20 protein-coding genes are annotated in these 19,199 nt (G+C 68.3%); 14 read left to right on the top strand and 6 right to left on the bottom strand.

The window, feature by feature from the left end; genetic code table 11:
* Positions 1-132 precede the first annotated feature (132 nt).
* Together PIB44_RS00275 and PIB44_RS00270 are read left to right on the top strand one after the other, a co-directional pair.
* Positions 133-1,338 carry an acyl-CoA dehydrogenase gene (locus PIB44_RS00275; protein ID WP_278070035.1) on the top strand — a complete coding sequence of 402 codons (1,206 nt, stop codon included), beginning with the start codon at positions 133-135 and terminating at the stop codon, positions 1,336-1,338.
* 127 nt (positions 1,339-1,465) lie between these two features.
* Positions 1,466-2,812, top strand: a complete 1,347-nt coding sequence (locus tag PIB44_RS00270; protein WP_278070034.1) for a S1C family serine protease — start codon at positions 1,466-1,468, stop codon at positions 2,810-2,812.
* 327 nt (positions 2,813-3,139) lie between these two features.
* On the opposite strand, the gene fabB is transcribed toward PIB44_RS00270, so the two are convergent.
* From fabB to PIB44_RS00255, 3 genes are all read right to left on the bottom strand, one after another.
* Positions 3,140-4,369 carry a beta-ketoacyl-ACP synthase I gene (fabB, locus tag PIB44_RS00265; RefSeq protein ID WP_278070033.1) on the bottom strand — a complete coding sequence of 410 codons (1,230 nt, stop codon included), beginning with the start codon at positions 4,367-4,369 and terminating at the stop codon, positions 3,140-3,142.
* A 63-nt stretch (positions 4,370-4,432) separates the two neighbouring features.
* Positions 4,433-4,975 carry a 3-hydroxyacyl-[acyl-carrier-protein] dehydratase FabA gene (gene fabA / locus PIB44_RS00260; protein ID WP_134581859.1) on the bottom strand — a complete coding sequence of 181 codons (543 nt, stop codon included), beginning with the start codon at positions 4,973-4,975 and terminating at the stop codon, positions 4,433-4,435.
* Between the two features lie 79 nt (positions 4,976-5,054).
* Positions 5,055-5,561: an SH3 domain-containing protein gene (locus PIB44_RS00255; protein ID WP_278070032.1), complete on the bottom strand. Its 507-nt coding sequence runs from the start codon at positions 5,559-5,561 to the stop codon at positions 5,055-5,057.
* Between the two features lie 119 nt (positions 5,562-5,680).
* Between PIB44_RS00255 and PIB44_RS00250 the strand changes: the two genes are divergently transcribed.
* Positions 5,681-6,667 carry a 2-hydroxyacid dehydrogenase gene (locus tag PIB44_RS00250; RefSeq protein WP_025976298.1) on the top strand — a complete coding sequence of 329 codons (987 nt, stop codon included), beginning with the start codon at positions 5,681-5,683 and terminating at the stop codon, positions 6,665-6,667.
* Between the two features lie 63 nt (positions 6,668-6,730).
* Here PIB44_RS00250 and PIB44_RS00245 read toward each other — a convergent pair whose 3' ends face one another.
* Both PIB44_RS00245 and PIB44_RS00240 read right to left on the bottom strand, forming a co-directional pair.
* Entirely contained in the window at positions 6,731-7,507 is a 777-nt protein-coding gene (locus tag PIB44_RS00245; protein WP_253122235.1) for a HesA/MoeB/ThiF family protein, read from the bottom strand.
* Positions 7,508-7,539: 32 nt separating this feature from the next.
* Positions 7,540-7,950, bottom strand: coding sequence for a BLUF domain-containing protein (locus PIB44_RS00240; RefSeq protein WP_025976296.1), 411 nt, complete (start codon positions 7,948-7,950; stop codon positions 7,540-7,542).
* A 144-nt stretch (positions 7,951-8,094) separates the two neighbouring features.
* Here PIB44_RS00240 and hslV point away from each other — a divergent pair, with 144 nt between their 5' ends.
* Together hslV and hslU are read left to right on the top strand one after the other, a co-directional pair.
* Positions 8,095-8,652, top strand: a complete 558-nt coding sequence (hslV, locus tag PIB44_RS00235; protein ID WP_278070031.1) for an ATP-dependent protease subunit HslV — start codon at positions 8,095-8,097, stop codon at positions 8,650-8,652.
* A gap of 72 nt (positions 8,653-8,724) precedes the next feature.
* A complete protein-coding gene (gene hslU / locus PIB44_RS00230; RefSeq protein WP_025976294.1) occupies positions 8,725-10,029 on the top strand; it encodes an ATP-dependent protease ATPase subunit HslU in 1,305 nt (434 codons plus the stop codon).
* A 41-nt stretch (positions 10,030-10,070) separates the two neighbouring features.
* Here the strand turns inward: hslU and PIB44_RS00225 are convergent, their stop codons facing one another.
* A complete protein-coding gene (locus tag PIB44_RS00225) occupies positions 10,071-10,811 on the bottom strand; it encodes an alpha/beta fold hydrolase (protein WP_278070030.1) in 741 nt (246 codons plus the stop codon).
* A gap of 81 nt (positions 10,812-10,892) precedes the next feature.
* On the opposite strand from PIB44_RS00225, the gene PIB44_RS00220 reads away from it, so the two are divergent.
* The 9 genes from PIB44_RS00220 to pheT all read left to right on the top strand — a co-directional run bounded on the left by PIB44_RS00220 (position 10,893) and on the right by pheT (position 19,139).
* Entirely contained in the window at positions 10,893-11,861 is a 969-nt protein-coding gene (locus tag PIB44_RS00220; RefSeq protein ID WP_278070029.1) for a glycosyltransferase family 9 protein, read from the top strand.
* Between the two features lie 126 nt (positions 11,862-11,987).
* A complete protein-coding gene (gene infC, locus PIB44_RS00215) occupies positions 11,988-12,509 on the top strand; it encodes a translation initiation factor IF-3 (protein WP_025976291.1) in 522 nt (173 codons plus the stop codon).
* A gap of 78 nt (positions 12,510-12,587) precedes the next feature.
* Positions 12,588-13,865, top strand: a complete 1,278-nt coding sequence (locus tag PIB44_RS00210) for an MFS transporter (RefSeq protein WP_025976290.1) — start codon at positions 12,588-12,590, stop codon at positions 13,863-13,865.
* Between the two features lie 173 nt (positions 13,866-14,038).
* On the top strand, positions 14,039-14,236 hold the full coding sequence (rpmI, locus tag PIB44_RS00205) for a 50S ribosomal protein L35 (protein ID WP_003166435.1): 198 nt from the start codon (positions 14,039-14,041) through the stop codon (positions 14,234-14,236).
* 110 nt (positions 14,237-14,346) lie between these two features.
* Positions 14,347-14,700, top strand: a complete 354-nt coding sequence (gene rplT / locus PIB44_RS00200; protein WP_025976289.1) for a 50S ribosomal protein L20 — start codon at positions 14,347-14,349, stop codon at positions 14,698-14,700.
* Positions 14,701-14,788: 88 nt separating this feature from the next.
* Positions 14,789-15,865: a phenylalanine--tRNA ligase subunit alpha gene (pheS, locus tag PIB44_RS00195; RefSeq protein ID WP_134581850.1), complete on the top strand. Its 1,077-nt coding sequence runs from the start codon at positions 14,789-14,791 to the stop codon at positions 15,863-15,865.
* Positions 15,866-15,879: 14 nt separating this feature from the next.
* The gene (locus tag PIB44_RS00190; RefSeq protein WP_278070028.1) at positions 15,880-16,296 is read left to right on the top strand and encodes a hypothetical protein; all 417 of its coding nucleotides are present in this window, start codon (positions 15,880-15,882) and stop codon (positions 16,294-16,296) included.
* Between the two features lie 60 nt (positions 16,297-16,356).
* Positions 16,357-16,749: a hypothetical protein gene (locus PIB44_RS00185; RefSeq protein ID WP_278070027.1), complete on the top strand. Its 393-nt coding sequence runs from the start codon at positions 16,357-16,359 to the stop codon at positions 16,747-16,749.
* Positions 16,746-19,139, top strand: a complete 2,394-nt coding sequence (pheT, locus tag PIB44_RS00180) for a phenylalanine--tRNA ligase subunit beta (RefSeq protein ID WP_278070026.1) — start codon at positions 16,746-16,748, stop codon at positions 19,137-19,139. The genes PIB44_RS00185 and pheT overlap by 4 nt, the downstream gene beginning before the upstream one ends.
* The last annotated feature ends 60 nt before the right edge of the window (positions 19,140-19,199 follow it).

Below are 19,199 nucleotides of genomic sequence, written 5' to 3'. Positions count from 1 at the left end.
GGTCCCTCTACCCGGCCGCCGCATTCTGGCCTAAACCCGCGCCAGGAATAGAGGGCGCTTCGTCACGCCGCTTCAACCCCGCGTGAGGCGGGCGCGGACGAATCTTCCTTTTCAAGCTCAAGAGGACGACACATGGCCGACGGCACCACCCCTTCCGCCCAGAAATCTTCGGGCCAGACGTTCCGCTGGGATGATCCCTTCGATCTGACGGGGCGTCTGACCGACGAAGAGCGGATGGTCCAGGACGCCGCCCGGTCCTATGCGCGCGAGGCCCTGCTGCCGCGGGTGGTCGCCGCCTTCCGCGACGAGGTCTTCGACCGCGCCATCATGACCGAGATGGGCGAGATGGGCTTCCTGGGCGCCATGCTGCCCGAGCAATACGGCGGTTCCGAAGCGTCGCACGTCGCCTATGGCCTGATCGCGCGAGAGGTCGAGGCGATCGACAGCGGCTATCGCTCGGCCATGAGCGTGCAGTCGTCGCTGGCCATGTATCCGATCTACGCCTTCGGCTCGGACGAGCAGAAGGCCAAGTTCCTGCCCAAGATGGCGGCCGGCGAACTGGTCGGGTGCTTCGGCCTGACCGAGGCCGACGGCGGGTCGGACCCGGCCTCGATGAAGACCACGGCGGTGGCGGTCGACGGCGGCTATCGCCTGAACGGCGGCAAATACTGGATCACCAACTCGCCCATCAGCGACCTGGCCATCGTCTGGGCCAAGCTGGACGGGACCATCCGGGGCTTCATCGTCGAGCGCGATTTCGACGGCTTCACCACGGGCAAGATCGGCGACAAGCTGTCGCTTCGCGCCTCGATCACCGGCGACATCGGCCTGAACGACGTCTTCGTGCCGGAAACCAACATCCTGCCGGGCGTGCAGGGTCTGCGCGGGCCGTTCTCCTGCTTGAACAAGGCGCGTTTCGGCATCGCCTGGGGCGCGATGGGCGCGGCCGAGTTCTGCTTCCACGCCAGCCGCGACTATGTGGCCGAGCGCACCCTGTTCGGCCGCCCGCTGTCGGCGCGCCAGCTGGTGCAGAAGAAGCTGGCTGACATGCAGACCGAGATCTTCCTCGGCTTCGAAGGCGCCTATGCCTTGGGCCGCCTGCTGGACACGGGGGCCTGGGTTCCCGAGGCCATCAGCCTGATGAAGCGCAACAACTGCGGCAAGGCCCTCGCCGTCGCCCGCGAGGCCCGCGACATGCACGGCGGCGCCGGGATCACCGGCGAACTGCACGTCATGCGCCACGCCATGAACCTGGAAACCGTCAATACCTATGAGGGCGCCCACGACGTCCACGCCCTCATCCTGGGCCGCGCCATCACCGGCGAAGCCGCCTTCTGATCCAAGCGTTGCAGAAAACGCGCGGCGGGCCGATCTTTTGCCGTCGTCGCGCGTTTGTCTTGCCTGCGGGGCGGCGGTCCTCGGCAGTCTGTCGGTCCAAGGCGGTCGGCGCGTGAAGGAAATCGGAATGACCAAACACAGCCTGCTGGCCGGCGCCGCCCTGGCGATCTTCAGCGTCAGCGGCATGGCCCAGGCGGCGCCTATGATGGCCGCCAGCGCGGCGGTTCAGTCGCCGGTCGCCGCCATGCCCTATGACGCCCGGCGCGGCGTCTTCACCTTCGCCGCCGGGCTGGAGGAAAGCCTGCCCGCCGTGGTGCAGGTGACGACCCTGGGCCAGTCGCGCGGTCCCAGTTCGGCGCGCAACCCCAAGCCGTCGCAGGGCGGATCGGGGGTCATCATCGACGCGCGCGAAGGCATCATCGTCACCAACCACCACGTCATCGAGAATGGCCAGAAATTCACGGTCGACCTGATCGACGGGCGCCTGTTCGACGCCACCCTGATCGGGGCCGACAAGGCCACCGACATCGCCGTGCTGAAGATCGACGCCCCGGGCCTGTCGCAGGTGACGACAGTGGATTCCGACACCCTGCGCAGCGGCGACCTGGCGTTCGCCGTCGGCTATCCGCTGGGGTTGGACCAGACCCTGACCATGGGCGTCATCTCGGGTCTGAACCGCTCGGGCATGGGCGACGCCATCGAGGACTATATCCAGACCGATGCGGCGGTGAACTCGGGCAATTCGGGCGGACCGCTGCTGGACAGCCGGGGACGGCTGATCGGCATCAACACCGCCATTCTGTCGGGTGGATTCGGCGGCGGCAACGACGGCATCGCCTTCGCCGTGCCGACGCGCATCATGATGTTCGTGGTCGACCAGTTGCGCGCCTCGGGCGAGGTCAAGCGCGGCCGCGTCGGTCTGGGCCTTGGCTCCCTGACGGCCGAGCGGGCGCGCGAGATCGGGTTGAACATCGTGCGCGGCGCCGTGGTCTATGACGTCGAGCCGGGCTCGTCGGGCGAGCAGGCGGGGCTGAAGCCGGGGGATGTGCTGACGCGTATCCAGGGTCGCCCGGTGGCCAACGCCGGGTCGGTTCAGGCCACGGTGGGCATCGCCCAGGCCGGGACCCGGATGCCCGTCGTCTATCTGCGCGACGGTCGCGAGGCCTCGACCCAGCTGACGGTCGAACCGTCTGATCCAGCCGCTGTGCGTCTGGGGGCGCAGGCCGCCATCGCCCGCGGCCTGACCCTGCGCAATCCCACGTCAGGCCGGGGCGCCCAGATCGCCGTGGTCGAGGCGGGGTCGTCCGCCGCGGCGGCGGGGTTCCAGGCCGGCGATGTGGTGGTCCAGGCGAACGGCGTCGAGATCGCCGACATGAAGGATTTGGCCCAGCGGCTGCAGGCGGCGGGCGAGGCGGTCGTGCCGATCATCGTCCTGCGCGAAAACGAACGCGTCGAGATCGACCTTCTGGCCTGATCGGCGGCGTCCGAAGCTCTGCGGCATCGCCCGCGTGACCTTGTCGTCGCGCGGGCGAAGTCTTGTGCGCTGAGGGAAGCAGACAGCAAAACGCCCGCGCTGCCGGGAGGGGGAGGGGAGGCAGGCGCGGGCGTCGCTTGGAGGAAGCATCGACCCGCCGAGGCCCTTTACGCGGAAAAATCCGGGGGGCTGGGGGGGCTGTTCAGGATCCGGGACTTCTCCAGGCTCCGACGGGCCGATGCTGCTTTTGTGAGCGCCCTTCCGGGCGGACGAAGGACCGAATGGGGGCGTTTTCGTGTCGCTTCAGATTTTTCTGATCGGTGAAAATCAGACCTTGGACAGGATCAGCGAGGCGTTGGTCCCGCCGAAGCCGAAGCTGTTGGACATGACGTGCTTCAGCTCGCCGTCGTGGCGCTGACGCAGGATCGGCATGCCCTCGAACTCAGGGTCCAGGTTTTCGATGTGGGCGCTCTCGGCCGCAAAGCCGTGCTTCATCATCAGCAGGCAGTAGATGGCCTCCTGCGCGCCCGCTGCGCCCAGGGAGTGGCCCGTCAGCGACTTGGTCGAGGAGATCATTGGCAGGTCGTCGCCGAAGACGTTGCGGACCGCGCCCATCTCCTTGCTGTCGCCGACCGGCGTGGAGGTGCCGTGCGGGTTCAGATAGTCGATCTTCGGATTGCCAGCCATTTCCAGCGCGATCTTCATGCAGCGCTCGGCGCCTTCGCCCGACGGAGCCACCATGTCGTAGCCGTCCGAGTTGGCGCCATAGCCGGTGACTTCGGCGTAGATGGTCGCGCCGCGCGCCACGGCGCGTTCGTATTCCTCCAGCACGACGATGCCGGCGCCGCCGGCGATGACGAAGCCGTCGCGGGTCGTGTCATAGGCGCGGCTGGCCTTGGCGGGCGTGTCGTTGAAGTTGGAGGACATGGCGCCCATGGCGTCGAACATGTTCGACATGGACCAGTCGATGTCTTCGCAGCCGCCGGCGAAGACCACGTCCTGCTTGCCCCAGGCGATCTGCTCGGCGGCCGCGCCGATGCAGTGGGCGCTGGTCGCGCAGGCCGAGCTGATCGAATAGTTGATGCCCTTCAGCTCGAACCAGGTGGCCAGCACGGCCGAGGGGCCGGACGCCATCGCCTTGGGCACGGCGAACGGGCCGACGCGCTTGGGCGAGCCCTTTTCGACGGTCGTCTGGGCCGCCTGCAGGATGACCTGGGTCGAGGGGCCGCCCTCGCCGACGATCAGGCCGATGCGCTCGTCCTTGATCTCGTCGGCGCTCAGGCCGCTGTCTTTCAGAGCCTCTTCAAAGGCGATGTGCGCCCAGGCCGTCCCGTTGGCCAGGAAGCGGGCGGCGCGGCGGTCCACCAGCGGCGCCCAGTCCTCGGCCGTATGACCCAGGGCGGGCGGCGCCCAGACCTGGGAGCGGAAGCCGTATTTGGCGTGGTCGGCGGCGTGCTGGACGCCCGACTTGGCGTTGCGCAGCGAGGCCGCGACCTCGTCTTGGCCGGTGCCGATGGAGGAGACGATGCCCAGTCCGGTGACGACGACACGCCGCATGGTGTTTCCAATCCTACAAAGTCTGCGGACGCCGCGTAGGCCGCGGCTGTCCATCAAGTGGGGTCAGGCGGCGCTCGGTTCCACCGGAGCCGCGCCGCCGAACAGGCCGACGCGCATATCGGCGCAAGTATAGATGACCTCGCCGTCCGCTTCGAGCACGCCGTCGGCGATGCCCATGACCAGCTTGCGGTTGATGACGCGCTTCAGGTGGACCTTATAGACCACCTTCTTGATGTCGGGGGTCACCTGGCCGGTGAACTTCACCTCGCCGACGCCCAGCGCCCGACCCTTGCCGGGGCCGCCGATCCAGCCCAGGTAGAAGCCGACCAGCTGCCACATGGCGTCCAGGCCCAGGCAGCCCGGCATGACCGGATCGCCGATGAAGTGGCACTGGAAGAACCAGAGGTCGGGGTTGATGTCGAGTTCGGCCTCGACATAGCCCTTGCCGTAGTCGCCGCCGTCGGCCGTGATGGTCTTGATGCGGTCGAACATCAGCATCGGCGGCGCCGGCAGCTGGGCGTTGCCCGGACCGAACAGCTCGCCCCGGCCCGAGGCCAGCAGGCCTTCGTGATCGAACGACGACGGATATTGCGACGACTGGCTCAAGATTGATCAGCTCCGAAAGGTGTTGCTGGCGGGTTACACGACCCGAAGGCCGCGCTCAACCGTGCCGTGGATATGGGGATCAGGAGCTGCGGCCGGTTCCGGCGGGGCGGGCGGCGTTGCACAGGGCGCGTTCCTGGGCGCCGAAGACGGCCCTTTGCCGCACCCAGCCGCGCAGCTTGCGCGCCCGCACGCGGCACCAGCCGTCCTCGCACTCGTCCAGCGACACCAGGGCGTGCGGCGACAGCAGGGCGCGGACCGAGGCGGTTTCCGACCGGCTAGATCGGATGGGCACAGGCTCGTCCGAGCGGTTGAACACGCTGCGGCGGCCCGAGGCGACGGTGCGGTGGATCCAGGCCACGGAGCCGTCGGGGTCGCAGATCTTTCGCCACTCGCGCGTCTCGGCGATCACCTGCACCGGCAGGCCGGCGGCGCGGTATTCCCACAGAATGCGGTAGTCGAGGCCCGGCCCCTGACGCGCCCGCACCTGCGAGGATTTCAGCGTCACCCAGCGCGGCACCTCCAGCCCGGTCGGGGTGGGGCGGCCGTCCGGCATGGTGGCGCCCGCCGACAGCAGAACGCCGGTCACCAGGACAGCGGCGAGGGCCGCGACGCGAGGCGCCCTTTTGTTCCTGACCGCAGCTTTGCTAGACACCGAATATCGACCCGTTCCGAACGGGCGCCGCCCGTGGAAAACCCAGGTCCCCTATGTCCGCTCGCAAGCTTAAGGTCGTATTAACCAGACGCCTGCCTGACGCCGTTGAGACGCGGATGCGCGAACTTTTCGACGCCGAGCTGAACCTGACCGACCGGCCGATGTCGCGCGACGAACTGGCCGCCGCCCTGCAGCGGGCCGAGGTGCTGGCGCCGACCATCACCGACCAGCTGGACGCCGAACTGATCGCAGGCGCGGGCGAGCAGCTGAAGATGATCGCCAACTTCGGCGCGGGCGTGGACCATATCGACATCGACGCCGCCGTCGGGCGCGGGATCATCGTCACCAACACGCCCGGCGTCCTGACCGAGGACACGGCCGATCTGGGCATGAGTCTGATCCTGGCGGTGAGCCGCCGCATCGTCGAGGGCGCCGCCGTCGTCGAGGCCGGGCGCTTCGAGGGCTGGAGCCCGACCTGGATGTGCGGCCGCAAACTGTGGGGCAAGCGTCTGGGCATCGTCGGCATGGGCCGCATCGGTCAGGCCCTGGCCCGCCGCGCCAAGGCCTTCGGCATGCAGGTCCACTATCACAACCGCAAACCCGTCCCGGACATGATCGCCGAAGAGCTGGGCGCGACCTGGTGGGACGATCTGGACCAGATGCTGGCGCGGATGGACGTCATCTCGCTGAACTGCCCGGCGACGAAGGAGACGCACCACCTTCTGTCGGCCGAGCGTCTGGCCCGGCTTCAGCCGCACGCCATCGTGGTCAACACCGCGCGCGGCGAACTGATCGACGAGGCGGCCCTGGTCGAGGCGCTGGACCGCCGCGCCCTGTTCGGCGTCGGTCTGGACGTGTTCGAGCACGAGCCGAAGGTCCACCCCGGCCTGATCGGCCGTCCGAACGTGGTGCTGCTGCCTCACCTGGGCTCGGCCACCATCGAGGCGCGCCAGGACATGGGCGACCGCGTCATCGCCAACATCATGACCTATCAGAACGGCCACCGCCCGCCGGATCGGGTCATCCCGGCGATGCTCTAGAGCGAAATCGGTTGAGTTGGACGCAGGTCCAACTCAACTCAGATATTCGCTCAGGACCAGTGTTTAGGCGTGACCTGACCCGCACACCGGGCAGGCGGGGTCGGCGGCGATCTTCGCCACCCGGCTGGTTCCGGCCAGCCCGTCATAGAGCATCAGGCGGCCGGTCAGCGGTTCGCCCGCCCCGGTGATTAGCTTGATCGCCTCCAGCGCCGCCATCGCCCCGATGACGCCCGCCAGGGCGCCGACCACGCCGACGCGGGCGCAGGTCTCGGCGTCGGGCGGAACCTCGGACACCAGGCACTGATAGCACGGACGCCCCTCGAACACCGACACCTGGCCCGACCAGCGGCCCAGGGCGCCCGACACCAGCGGCTTGCCCGCCGCCACGCAGGCGGCGTTGACGGCCAGACGGGTCTCGAAGTCGTCCGTGCCGTCCAGCGCCAGGTCGAAGTCCTGCATCAGGGCCGCCGCGCTGTCGGGCGTGACGCGCTGGTTGAAGGTCCGGACCGTGACGTGCGGGTTCAGGGCGTTGAGGCGTTCGGCGCCCGCCTCGACCTTGGCGCGATCGGGGTCGTCGGCAGTGAAGGCGATCTGGCGCTGCAGGTTCGACAGGGCCACCGTATCGTCGTCGATCAGCCCTAGCGTCCCGACCCCCGCGGCGGCCAGATAGAGGGCGGCCGGGTTGCCCACTCCGCCCATGCCGACGATCAGCACGCGGGCGCGCTTCAGCGCCTGCTGGCCGGGGCCGCCGATCTCGGACAGCACCAGCTGGCGGGCGTAACGCTCGACCTCTTCGTCGGAAAAGCGAACCGGGGCGGCGGGGGCGGAAGGCTGGGTCACGCCGGACTGTCTAGCGCAGTCCGGCCGATGCGTCAGGCGGGAAGCGCCAGGACCTGCGACGCCGTGACCAGCAAGGCCTCGGCCTGGGCCGCGCTCAACTGATCCAGGGAGGGGCGGCTTATGTGCGGCCAGACGGGACGAGGCATCTCAACCAGCGTCATCGGCCACTCCTCGAACAGGCGCACTGTGGTGTTCTGGTCCGACAGCAGGCGGATGTTCTCATGGCGCGGGTCGGCGCGCAGCCGGTCCATCAGCCTGTCCACATCGGCGCGGCGTCCTTCGATGGCCTGAAGGAAGCGGCCGTCGTGGCGCATCAGCACCCCCGTGACGCGGTCCCGGCGATTGTTTCTGATCGAGGCGCCGAGAATTTCGGCGAGAACCAGCAGGCTCGTCGCGGCGTCGCCGACGGCGTCGCTGACGTAGATGGCGCGGTGCAGGGGCAAGACGGACTCAGGTGATCGCGTGCGGGGAGGGGCTCCTGTCACGCGGGCGCGCCAGAGGCAAGCGGAGCCATGAGCATGGCGAGCGGTTCTCTGCGGCGCCGGGCCGTCTTGCGGCGACGCCGGTTCCTCGCCATCTGACCCGCCATGAACACGACCGCTTCGAACTTTCCCGACTGGCACGGCACCACCATCTTGGCGGTGCGCAAGAACGGCCGCACCGTCATCGCCGGCGACGGCCAGGTCTCGATGGGACCGACCATCGTCAAGGGCGCGGCGCGCAAGGTGCGGGCTTTGGCGAACGGCAAGGTGCTGGCGGGCTTCGCCGGGGCCACGGCCGACGCCCTGACCCTGATCGAGCGGCTGGAGGCCAAGCTGGAGCAGTATCCGGACCAGTTGGCGCGGGCCTGCGTCGAGCTGGCCAAGGACTGGCGCACCGACCGCTATCTGCGCCGGCTGGAGGCCATGCTGCTGGTCGCCGACAAATCCCAGATACTCACTGTCACCGGCGTCGGCGACGTGCTGGAGCCGGAATACGGCGTGGCCGCCGTCGGCTCGGGCGGCAACTATGCCTTGGCCGCCGCCCGCGCCCTGATCGACGAGAACAGCGAGCTGGACGCGGAGCAGATCGCCCGCAAGGCCATGAAGATCGCCGCCGACATCTGCGTCTACACCAACGGCAATCTGACCATTGAAAGTCTGTAGGGCGCTGTCGCTCGCCGCGCGGCGGCTTGCTGCTTGAGCGCCTGATGTGCGTATTTCTGGACCGTCTGAACCATGACCGACCTTTCTCCCCGCGAAATCGTCTCTGAACTGGACCGCTTCATCGTCGGTCAGGACGACGCCAAGCGCGCCGTGGCCGTGGCGCTGCGCAACCGCTGGCGCCGCAAGCGCGTGCCCGACGACCTGCGTGACGAGGTCACGCCCAAGAATATCCTGATGATCGGCCCGACGGGCGTGGGCAAGACCGAGATCGCCCGGCGTCTGGCGCGGCTGGCCGGCTCGCCCTTCCTCAAGGTCGAGGCGACCAAGTTCACCGAGGTCGGCTACGTCGGCCGCGACGTCGACCAGATCATGCGCGATCTGGTGGAAAGCGCGCTCGTCATGGTGCGCGACAAGCGCCGCTCGGGCGTCAAGGCCAGGGCCGAGGGGATGGCTGAGGAGCGCATCCTCGACGCCCTGGTCGGGCCTGGCTCCCAGCCCGCCACGCGCGAAGCCTTCCGCAAGAAGCTGCGCGCGGGGGAACTGGACGACAAGGAGATCGAGATCGCCTTGGCCGACACCGCCTCGCCGCTGCAGGGGTTGGACGTGCCGGGCGGCGGCAACGTCGGCCTGCTGAACCTGTCGGAGATGCTGGGCAAGATGGGCGGCGCCCGCACCAAGACGGTCAAGCTGGCCGTCAAGGACGCCCTGACTCCCCTCGTCACCGAGGAGAGCGACAAGCTGCTGGATCAGGAGAGCCTGACCAAGGAGGCCCTGCTGCTGGCCGAGAACGAAGGCATCGTCTTCCTGGATGAGATCGACAAGGTCGCTGCGCGTCAGGATCGCGGCGGCGGCGCCGACGTGTCGCGCGAAGGGGTGCAGCGCGACCTGCTGCCCCTGATCGAGGGCACGACCGTCTCGACCAAATACGGGCCGGTGAAGACCGACCATGTGCTGTTCATCGCCTCCGGCGCTTTCCACGTCGCCAAGCCGTCGGACCTGCTGCCGGAACTTCAGGGCCGCCTGCCGATCCGGGTCGAGCTGAAGGCCCTGACCCGCGACGACTTCAAGCGCATCCTGACCGAGCCCGAGGCCAATCTGATCCGTCAGAACCAGGCCCTGCTGGCGACCGAAGGGGTCGAGCTGGTCTTCACCGACGATGCCGTGGAGGCCATGGCCGACGCCGCCGTAGCCGCCAACTCCACCGTCGAGAACATCGGCGCGCGCCGTCTTCAGACGGTGATGGAGCGGGTGCTGGAAGAGACCAGCTTCAAGGCGTCGGACCTGTCCGGCCAGACCCTGACCTTCGACGGCGACAAGGTGCGCGAGAAGGTCGGCGATCTGGCCAAGAACGTGGATCTCAGCCGGTTTATTCTGTGATCGGCTGAGGCCTTTCTCCTCCCCATTTCATGGGGAGGAAATCAGCCCCGCATCGCCTCCACCGCGTCGACCAACCGCTCCAGCTCCGCCGGGCTCGACAGGCGGTGGTCGCCGCCTTCGATGAGGTCGAGCCGCAGGTCGCCGCCGCTGAGGCGTTCGGCCAGCTCGACCTGATGGCGCCATGGCACGACGTCGTCGGCGCGGCCCTGCAGCACGTGCACCGGGGCGGTGATGTCGATGCGCCCGTCCAGCAGCAGCCAGTCGCGGGCCTCCTCGAACATCCGCCGGGTCAGGACGTAGGAGCCGAGGCCTTCTTCTGTGATGACCGTCTCGCCGTCGCGCAGGATGGCCTGGCGTTCGTGGTCGGCCAGCCCCGGCCACATCAGCTTTTCGGTGAAGTCCTGCGCCGGGTTGACCAGCACCACCCCCTTGACCCGCTGCGGCCTCGCCAGCGTCGCCAACAGCGCCACCCAGCCGCCCATGGACGAGCCGACCGGGATCACCGGCCCCTCAAGACTGTCGATCAGGGCGATCGCGTCCTCGCGCCAGCGGCCGATGGCGGCCTGTTTCCAGTCGCCGCTTGATGCGCCGTGGGCGAAGTGGTCGTAGCGGACGTAGTTCCAGCCGCGCTCGCGGGCGGCGGCGTCCAGCGCCAGGGCCTTGGTTCCCTCCATGTCCGAGCGGAAGCCGCCGATCCAGATGACCGTCGGGCCGTCGCCCGTGACCGCCTTATAGGCCAGGGTCTCGCCGTCGGGGCGGGCCAGCGTGTCGAAGTCGGACATGGAAACTCCTCGGACTGTCATTCCTCGCGGAATGGCTTTAGCAGAGACGACGATTGTTCACAGAGGCCGCGAGGCGCCCGCTTGTCTGCTCCCAAAGCCCTGTTCGTCAGCTCCAACCGGATCGGCGACTGCGTCATCTCCTCGGGCGTGATCCGCGAGATCGCGCGCCAGCTGCCGGGGGTTCAGATCACCGTCGCCTGCGGCCGGCCGCCCGCGCCCTTCTTCCGTTCGGCCCCGAACGTCGAGCGCGTCATCATCCTCGACAAGAAGAAGGCCGCCGGACACTGGCTCGATCTGTGGAAACAGGTGCGCGGCACGCAGTGGGACATGGTCGTGGACATCCGCGGCTCGGCCCTCGCCTGGCTGATCCCGGCCAAGCGGCGCATCGTCTACACCCGTCGCTGGGAGACCGGCCTGCGCAAGGTCGAGATGGTGTCGCGCCTGATGGGCTCGGCGACGCCGCTGGACCCGGAAATCTTTCTTGACGATCAGGCGCGCGCCGAGGCGGCCGCCGTCATCGACCCGCAGCTGGCAGGCGGCGCCGGCCCCGGCCCGATCATCGCGCTCGCCCCCATCGCGCACCAGCCCGGCAAGTCGTGGCCCGCCGAGCGCTGGGGCCAGCTGGTGGAGAAGCTGAAGGCCGAGCCGCGCTTTGACGGTTGGCGCTTCATGCCGGTCGGCGGCCCCGGCGACCGACCGCCCGCCACCCCGGCGCTGGAGGCGGCGGGACCGCGCGGCATCGACTGCGTGGGCAAGGGCGACATCCTGTGCTCGGCCGCCGCCATCGACCGGGCGACCCTGTTTGTCGGCAACGACAGCGGCCTGATGCATGTCTCGGCGGCGCTGGGGCGGCCGACGCTGGGCCTGTTCGGTCCGACCGAGTGGTGGCTCTATGGACCCTGGGGGCCGAAGACGCGCACCGTGGCCTCGAACGAGACGCGCGGCCAGTTCGCCCCGATCGAGGACCTGAGCGTCGGTCATGTGTTCGATGGGGTGCTGGCGCTGCACGACGCCTATGTCGCGAACGGGTTTAACCCCGAGAAGCCTTGAAATCCGGGCCTTCTATCGCCATATTCGCGGCGCTCGAAGAGAATGGCGCCTGGCGCCGTCCGCCTTCGTCCGCTCATTTCGCCTATCTTCTGATCACATAAGGAAACGACGCCCATTCGCCGTCCCATGCAAGCGCCGCCCGTAAAGGACGGGCCGCCCATCAACCAGGATATCCGCGCCGCCCGCGTTCTGCTCATCGACCAGAATGGGGAAAAACAGGGCGTCATGCCTTTGTCCGCCGCGCTTGAGGCCGCCGAAGAGGCTGGCCTGGACCTGGTTCAGATCGTCGCCAACGCCGAAACGCCGGTGTGCAAGATTCTCGACTACGGCAAGCATCGTTTCCAAGAACAGAAAAAGAAGGCTGAGGCGCGCAAGCGTCAGAAGGTCGTCGAGCTGAAGGAAATCAAGCTCCGCCCGAACATCGACAGCCACGATTACGATGTGAAGGCCAAGGCCATGCATCGCTTCTTCGACGACGGCGACAAGGTCAAGGTGACCATCCGCTTCCGGGGCCGCGAAATGGCCCACCCCGAACTGGGCATGAAGCTGATGCACAAGGTCCAGGCCGATTTCGAGGAAGAGGCCAAGGTCGAGTTCCATCCCAAGATGGAAGGCCGCCAAATGATCATGATCCTGGCGCCGCGCTGATCGCGCACTGAACGACAAGACTATGGACGCCCCGGCCTTGCGGCCGGGGCGTCTTACTATCCGGCGGGAAAAACACGAATGACGGCGCAGACGATCAAGGCTCCCGGCGGGGGCGCTCCGACCCTGGCGGTTCTGTTCGCGGTGGTCTTCATCAATCTGGTCGGGTTCGGCCTGGTGGTGCCCCTGCTGCCGTTCTTCGCCCAGAGCCTGCAGGCCGAGCCGTGGCAGATCACTCTGATGTTCTCGGCCTATTCCCTGGGTCAGTTCTTCGCCGAGCCCTTCTGGGGGCGGCTGTCGGACCGGATCGGGCGCAAGCCGGTGCTGCTGGTCACCTTGGCGGCCAACGCCCTGGGCTATCTGTTGCTGGCGTTTGCGCCGACCATCTGGGCGGCGATCCTGGTGCGGCTGTTCACTGGGCTGGGCGCGGGCAATATCTCGACGGTCCAGGGTTATATCGCCGATGTCACCCCGCCCGAGCGCCGGGCCGGACGCATGGGGATGATCGGCGCCGCCTTTGGTCTGGGCTTCATCGTCGGGCCAGGCCTGGGCGGACTGCTGGTCCAGCCGCAGATGGGCCATGTCGGCTATCAACTGCCGATCTTCGCCGCCTCGGGCGCTGCCGTGCTGGCGGCGCTGGGCGTGATGTTCTTCCTGCGCGAGAGCCGCACGCGGACGGATCCGGCGGCGCCGCGTCCGGCCTTCCTGTCGGGCGTCAGCTTCGCCCGCACCGATGAGGTGATTTCGCGCGTCCTGGTGGTCAGCCTGATCTATCTGGCGGGCTTTTCGGCGATGGAGGCCGCCTTCGGCCTGTGGGCCGAGCAGCGCTACGCCTGGACGGCGCGCGAGGTGGGGCTCAGCTTCATGATCGTGGGGCTGATCTCGGCGGTGAACCAGGGACTGGTGGCCGGGCGGCTGGCGCGGCGCTTCGGCGAGGCGCGGGTGCTGGCGGCCGGGATGCTGCTGTTCGGCCTGTCGTTGGTGCTTCAGGTGGCCGCGCCGGTCGCCTGGTTCCCGGCGGGGCGGATCGACCTGGGCCTGTTCAGCCTCCCGCTGGTCGCCGGCTGGATCATTCCGGTCATCATGGGGATCGGCGCATGCGGCATGTCGCTGGCCATGCCCAACATCTCGGCTCTGATCAGCCGTTCGTCGCCGCCGGACCGGCAAGGCGCCATGCTGGGGCTGAACATGGCGGCGGGCTCGATGGCGCGGATCGTCGGCCCCATCGTCGCCGGGGTGCTGTATTCGGCGGTCGGGCCGGACTGGCCCTTCCTGGTCGGCGCCGCCCTGACCCTTCCCGCAGCGGCCATGGCGATCAACGCCGGGCGCGCCGTGCGCCGTCGTTCGGCCCGGGCGTGACAAGGCCAGCGCGGACTCTTCTTGCCTCTGCGCGGCTCTTGGCGTAAAAGCCGCGCCTTCGCGTACCGGACCGCCGGGCGAACAGGCATGCCTGGGCGGTCTTAAATCGGTCATCTGACCTTGGGGCTCAAGTAGCCCGAAGGGCGGTAGACCCCTCAATAAAGAGAGTGAAAATGCCGAAGCTGAAGACGAAGTCGGGCGCCAAGAAGCGCTTCAAATTCACCGCGACGGGCAAGGTCAAGGCTGGCGTGGCCGGCAAGCGCCACCGCCTGATCAGCCACAACTCGAAGTACATCCGCCAGAACCGCGGCACTTCGGTCATGGCCGACGCCGACGCCAAGAAGATCAAGTCCTACATGCCGTACGCCTGATCGGCGCACGCAGACACGATCTCTCAACCGCATAGAATTTGAACTAAAGCCTCTCATGCAGTGAGCCGCCGCGCGGCGAACGTCAGAGGCTTCCCGAAGGGAAATTTACAATGGCTCGCGTCACCCGGGGCGTCACCGCCCACGCCAAGCACAAGAAGATCCTGAAGCAGGCCAAGGGCTTCTACGGCCGCCGCAAGAACACCATCCGCGCCGCCAAGGCCGCGGTGGATCGCGCCGGTCAGTACGCCTACCGCGACCGTCGCAACAAGAAGCGCTCGTTCCGCGCCCTGTGGATCCAGCGCATCAACGCTGCGGCCCGCACCGAAGGCTTCACCTACTCGCAGTTCATGCACGGCCTGAACAAGGCGGGCATCGAACTGGACCGCAAGGTCCTGGCCGCCATCGCCGCTGATGAAGCCGGCTTCAAGGGCATCGCCGACAAGGTTCGCGCGGCCCTCGCCTAAAACTTTCTCCCACATGGGATGAAGCAAAAGCCCTCCGGTTCGCGCCGGGGGGCTTTTTGCTTTCGATCCTAACGGCTAGACGACCTGCATGACCGATCTCGCTCAACTGGAACTGGACCTCATCAACGCCATCGGCTCGGCCGAGAGCGTGGCGGGTCTGGAGGACATCCGCGTCGCCGCCCTCGGCAAGTCCGGCTCGATCTCGGGCCTGCTGAAAGGCATGGGGGCGCTGAGCCCTGATGAGCGCCGCGAGCGCGGCCCCGTCATCAACGGCCTGCGCGACCGGGTGTCGTCGGCCCTGAGCGCCCGTAAGGCCGAGCTGGAGGCTGCCGAACTGGACGCCCGCCTGCTGGCCGAACGCGTCGACCTGACCCTGCCCAGCCGCCCGCGCCGCAAGGGCGGGGTGCATCCGACCATGCAGGTCATGGACGAGATGGTCGCCGTCTTCGCCGACATGGGCTTCTCGGTCGCCGAGGGGCCGGACATCGAGGACGACTTCCACAACTTCACGGCCCTGAACTTCCCGCCCAAGCATCCGGCGCGGGAGATGCACGACACCTTCTTCCTGAGGCCCGACCCGGAAACAGGCGAGCGCAAGGTGCTGCGCACCCACACCAGCCCGGTGCAGGTCCGCACCATGATGTCGCAGAAGCCGCCGATCCGCATCATCGCGCCCGGCCGCACCTTCCGTAAGGACAGCGACGCGACCCACACGCCGATGTTCCACCAGATCGAAGGCCTGGTGATCGACCGCGATATCCACATGGGCCACCTGAAAACGACGCTGGAGACCTTCATCGCCCGCTTCTTCGAGCTGGACGACGTGCATGCCCGTTTCCGCCCGCACCACTTCCCCTTCACCGAGCCCTCGGCCGAGATGGACATCCGCTGCGACCGCTCGGGCGGCAAGCTGACCCTGAACGAGGGCGAGGACTGGCTGGAGATTCTGGGCTGCGGGATGGTGCACCCGAACGTGCTGCGCAACTGCGGCATCGACCCGGACGAGTATCAGGGCTTCGCCTTCGGCATGGGCGTCGACCGCCTGGCCATGCTGAAATACGGGGTGCCGGACCTGCGCCCCATGTTCGAGGCCGATACGCGCTGGCTGGCGCACTACGGCTTCTCCGCCTTCGCCGCGCCGAATCCGGCGTCGGGCCTCAGCTGAACTGGAACACGCCCATGACCGACCAGACCGAGATGTCGCCCGAAGAAAAACTGGGCCGCGAGATCGTCGCCCGCACCACGTTTGAGAAGGAAGCCGTCTGGCTGCCGTCGCTGGCCGTCCAGCACATGAACGCCGGACAGGTCGTCATCGACGGCAAGACCTTCACCGAATGCCTGATCGAAGGCCCGGCGGTGATGGCGATTATGAACGGCACCACCTTCGACGGCTGCAACATGGGCGTGGCCGAGGACCCGCGCACCCTGTTGCTGGACCCGCGCGGCTCGATGATCGCCGGGGCGATCGGCATGTCCTACTGCCGCTTCGTGCGCTGCCGTTTCGTGCAGGTGGCCTTCACCGGCGCCAAGGAGGCGCTGGACGAACTGGAGCAGGGCCTGTTGAGCGCCCGCGCCGAGGCGCAAGCCAAGGGGTGACGCCTGCGGGCGCCGGGAGCGGCGCCGCTCGCCCCCTTCAGTGTTCTTTGAAAGATTCTCATGACTGACACCCCCATCACCCTCGAAGCGCTCGGCCCCGGCCCCACCTATGTCGGCAAGAACGTGTGGCTGCCCCAGCTGTTCATGGAGACGGCGCGCGCCGGCCTGCCCGTCATCGAGAACCGTCGCTTTGAGAACTGTCTGATGGAAGGGCCGGCCGTCCTGCTGCCGCTGGAAGGCTGCAATTTCGACGGCTGCAACATGGGCGACGCCAAGGGCGATCCGCGCAACCTGATGCTGACGCCGATGGGTCCGCAGCGCGTCACCGGCCCGATCCCGTTCAAGAACTGCCAGTTCATCAACTGCAACTTCCTGGGCGTCGGCTTCACCGGCCCGTCGGAGTTCCTCGACAATATGGTAGCGGCGCTGTCCCAGGCAGGATCGGCGCAATGAAGTTCACGCTTTCCTGGCTGAAGGCCCACCTCGATACCGAGGCGCAGGTCGATCAGGTCGCCGAGGCCATGACCATGGCCGGGCTGGAGGTCGAGGAGGTCCACGACCCCATCGCCGCCCTGGCCCCCTTCACGGTCGCGCGCATCGTTTCGGCCGAGCGTCATCCGAACGCCGACCGCCTGCAGGTCTGTCAGGTCGAGACCGTGGACGGCCTGAAGGAGATCGTCTGCGGGGCGCCCAATGCGCGGGCTGGGCTGACCACCATCTACGCCCCCATCGGCGCCTATGTGCCGGGTCTGGGCGTGACCCTGGTCGAGAAGCCGGTGCGCGGCGTGGTGTCCAACGGCATGCTGTGTTCGGCCGCCGAGCTGGAACTGGCGGACGACAGCGACGGCATCCTTGAACTGTCGGACGACCTGCAGGTCGGCGCGCCTGCTGCGGGCGTCTTCGGTGCCGAGCCGGTCATCGACTTCGAGGTGACGCCGAACCGTCCCGACTGGCTCGGCGTGGCGGGCATCGCCCGTGACCTGGCCGCCGCCGGGCTCGGCAAGCTGACGACGCCGGAGATCGCGCCGGTCGCCGGGGCTTTCGACAGTCCCGTCTCGGTGACGCTGGAGGCGCCCGAACTGTGCCCGGTCTTCGCCGGTCGCGTGATCCGGGGCGTGCGGAACGGCCCGTCGCCGGAGTGGCTGCAACAGCGGCTGACGGCCATCGGCCTGCGTCCGATCAACCGCCTCGTCGACATCACCAACCTGATTTCCTACGACCGCGCGCGGCCGCTGCACGTCTATGACCTGGCGAGCCTGTCGGGCGACCAGATCGTGGTGCGCGCGGGCCGCGGCGAGCCCGACCAGATCGAGGCGCTGGACGGCAAGACCTATGCGCCGGGCGCCGCCGACTGCGTCATCGCCGACGCCGGGGGCCAGCGCGCCATCGGCCTGGGCGGCGTCATGGGCGGCGTCTCGACCGGCTGTTCGGACGAGACGGTCGACGTCTTTGTCGAAAGCGCCTGGTTCGACCCCATAGCCACAGCCCAGACCGGGCGCTCGCTGGGGATCAACTCGGACGCCCAGTACCGCTTTGCGCGCGGCGTGGACACGGCCTCGGTCGTGCCAGGGCTGGAACTGGCGACGCAGCTGATCCTCGACCTGTGCGGCGGCGAGCCGTCGACGGTCACGGTGGCGGGACAGACTCCGGCCGCCCCGGCCGCCTTCGCCTTTGATCCGTCCTATGTGAAGCGCCTGTCGGGCATGGACCTCAGCGACGACCGGATCTTCGAGATCCTGTTCGCCCTGGGCTTCACCGTCATGCGCGGCTCGCCCTGGTCGGTGACGCCGCCGTCCTGGCGCCGCGACGTCGAAGGCCCGGCCGATCTGGTCGAAGAGGTCGCCCGCATCGAGGGCTACGCCGCCCTGCCCGACACGCCCCTGCCGCCCGTCGCCCCGGCCCCGGGCGGGGTGCTCAGCCCGCGTCAGGCGCGCGTGCGCACGGCCCGCCGCGCCCTGGCGGCTCTGGGCTATGCCGAGGCCGTCACCTGGTCCTTCACCAAGCAGTCGATCGCGGCCCTGTTCGGCGGCGGCGACGAGCGTCTGGTGCTGGAAAACCCCATCGCGGCCGATCTGGACTGCATGCGGCCTTCGGCCTTGCCGAACCTGATCCAGGCGGCGGCGCGCAACGCCGCGCGCGGCCACGCCGACGTCGCCCTGTTCGAGATCGGCCCCATCTATCTGGACGATCAGCCGAACGGCCAGCGCACGGTCATCGCCGGGTTGGTCGCGCCGCACGCCGACCGGCACTGGGGCGGAGCGGGGGAAGACCCCCTGTTCGCGCTGAAGGGCGACCTGCTGGCCGTGCTGGAGGAGATCGGCGCGCCGGTCGGCTCCCTGCAGCTGGCGCAAGGGTCGAACCGCGACTGGTGGCACCCGGGCCGGTCGGCCCGGCTGCAACTGGGACCCAAGAACGTCATCGTCGAGTTCGGCGCCCTGCACCCGCGCGTGCTGAAGGCGCTGGACGCCGACGGCCCCATGCTGGCGTTCGAGATCGTGCTTGATTCCGTGCCGGAACCGCGCGGCAAGGGCGGCAAGGCGCGCGGCGCGGCGGACCTGCCAAACCTGATGCCCCTGACCCGCGACTTCGCCTTCCTGATGGACGAGGCCAAGGCCGTGGGCGACCTGACCCGCGCCGTGGCGGGCGCTGACAAGGCGCTGATCGCCGATGTCCGCGTGTTCGACGTCTATCGCGGCCAGGGCGTGCCGGAAGGCCAGAAGTCGGTGGCCATCGAGGTCGAGATCCAGCCTCGCGCCGCGACCCTGGCCGAAGCAGAGATCGAGGCCCTGATGGCCAAGGTGAAGGGCGCCGCCGCCAAGGCGGGCGGAACGCTGCGCGCCTGAAGACAGATAAATCCGGCGGCCTGGAGCTCGGGCCGCCGGAACTTCTGCGGCCAAGCAATC

Source organism: Brevundimonas sanguinis, assembly GCF_029636725.1.
GTDB classification, from domain to species: domain Bacteria; phylum Pseudomonadota; class Alphaproteobacteria; order Caulobacterales; family Caulobacteraceae; genus Brevundimonas; species Brevundimonas sanguinis.
Note: the sequence above shows the minus strand (reverse complement) of the source record. Positions and strands in the feature narration are given on the sequence as shown.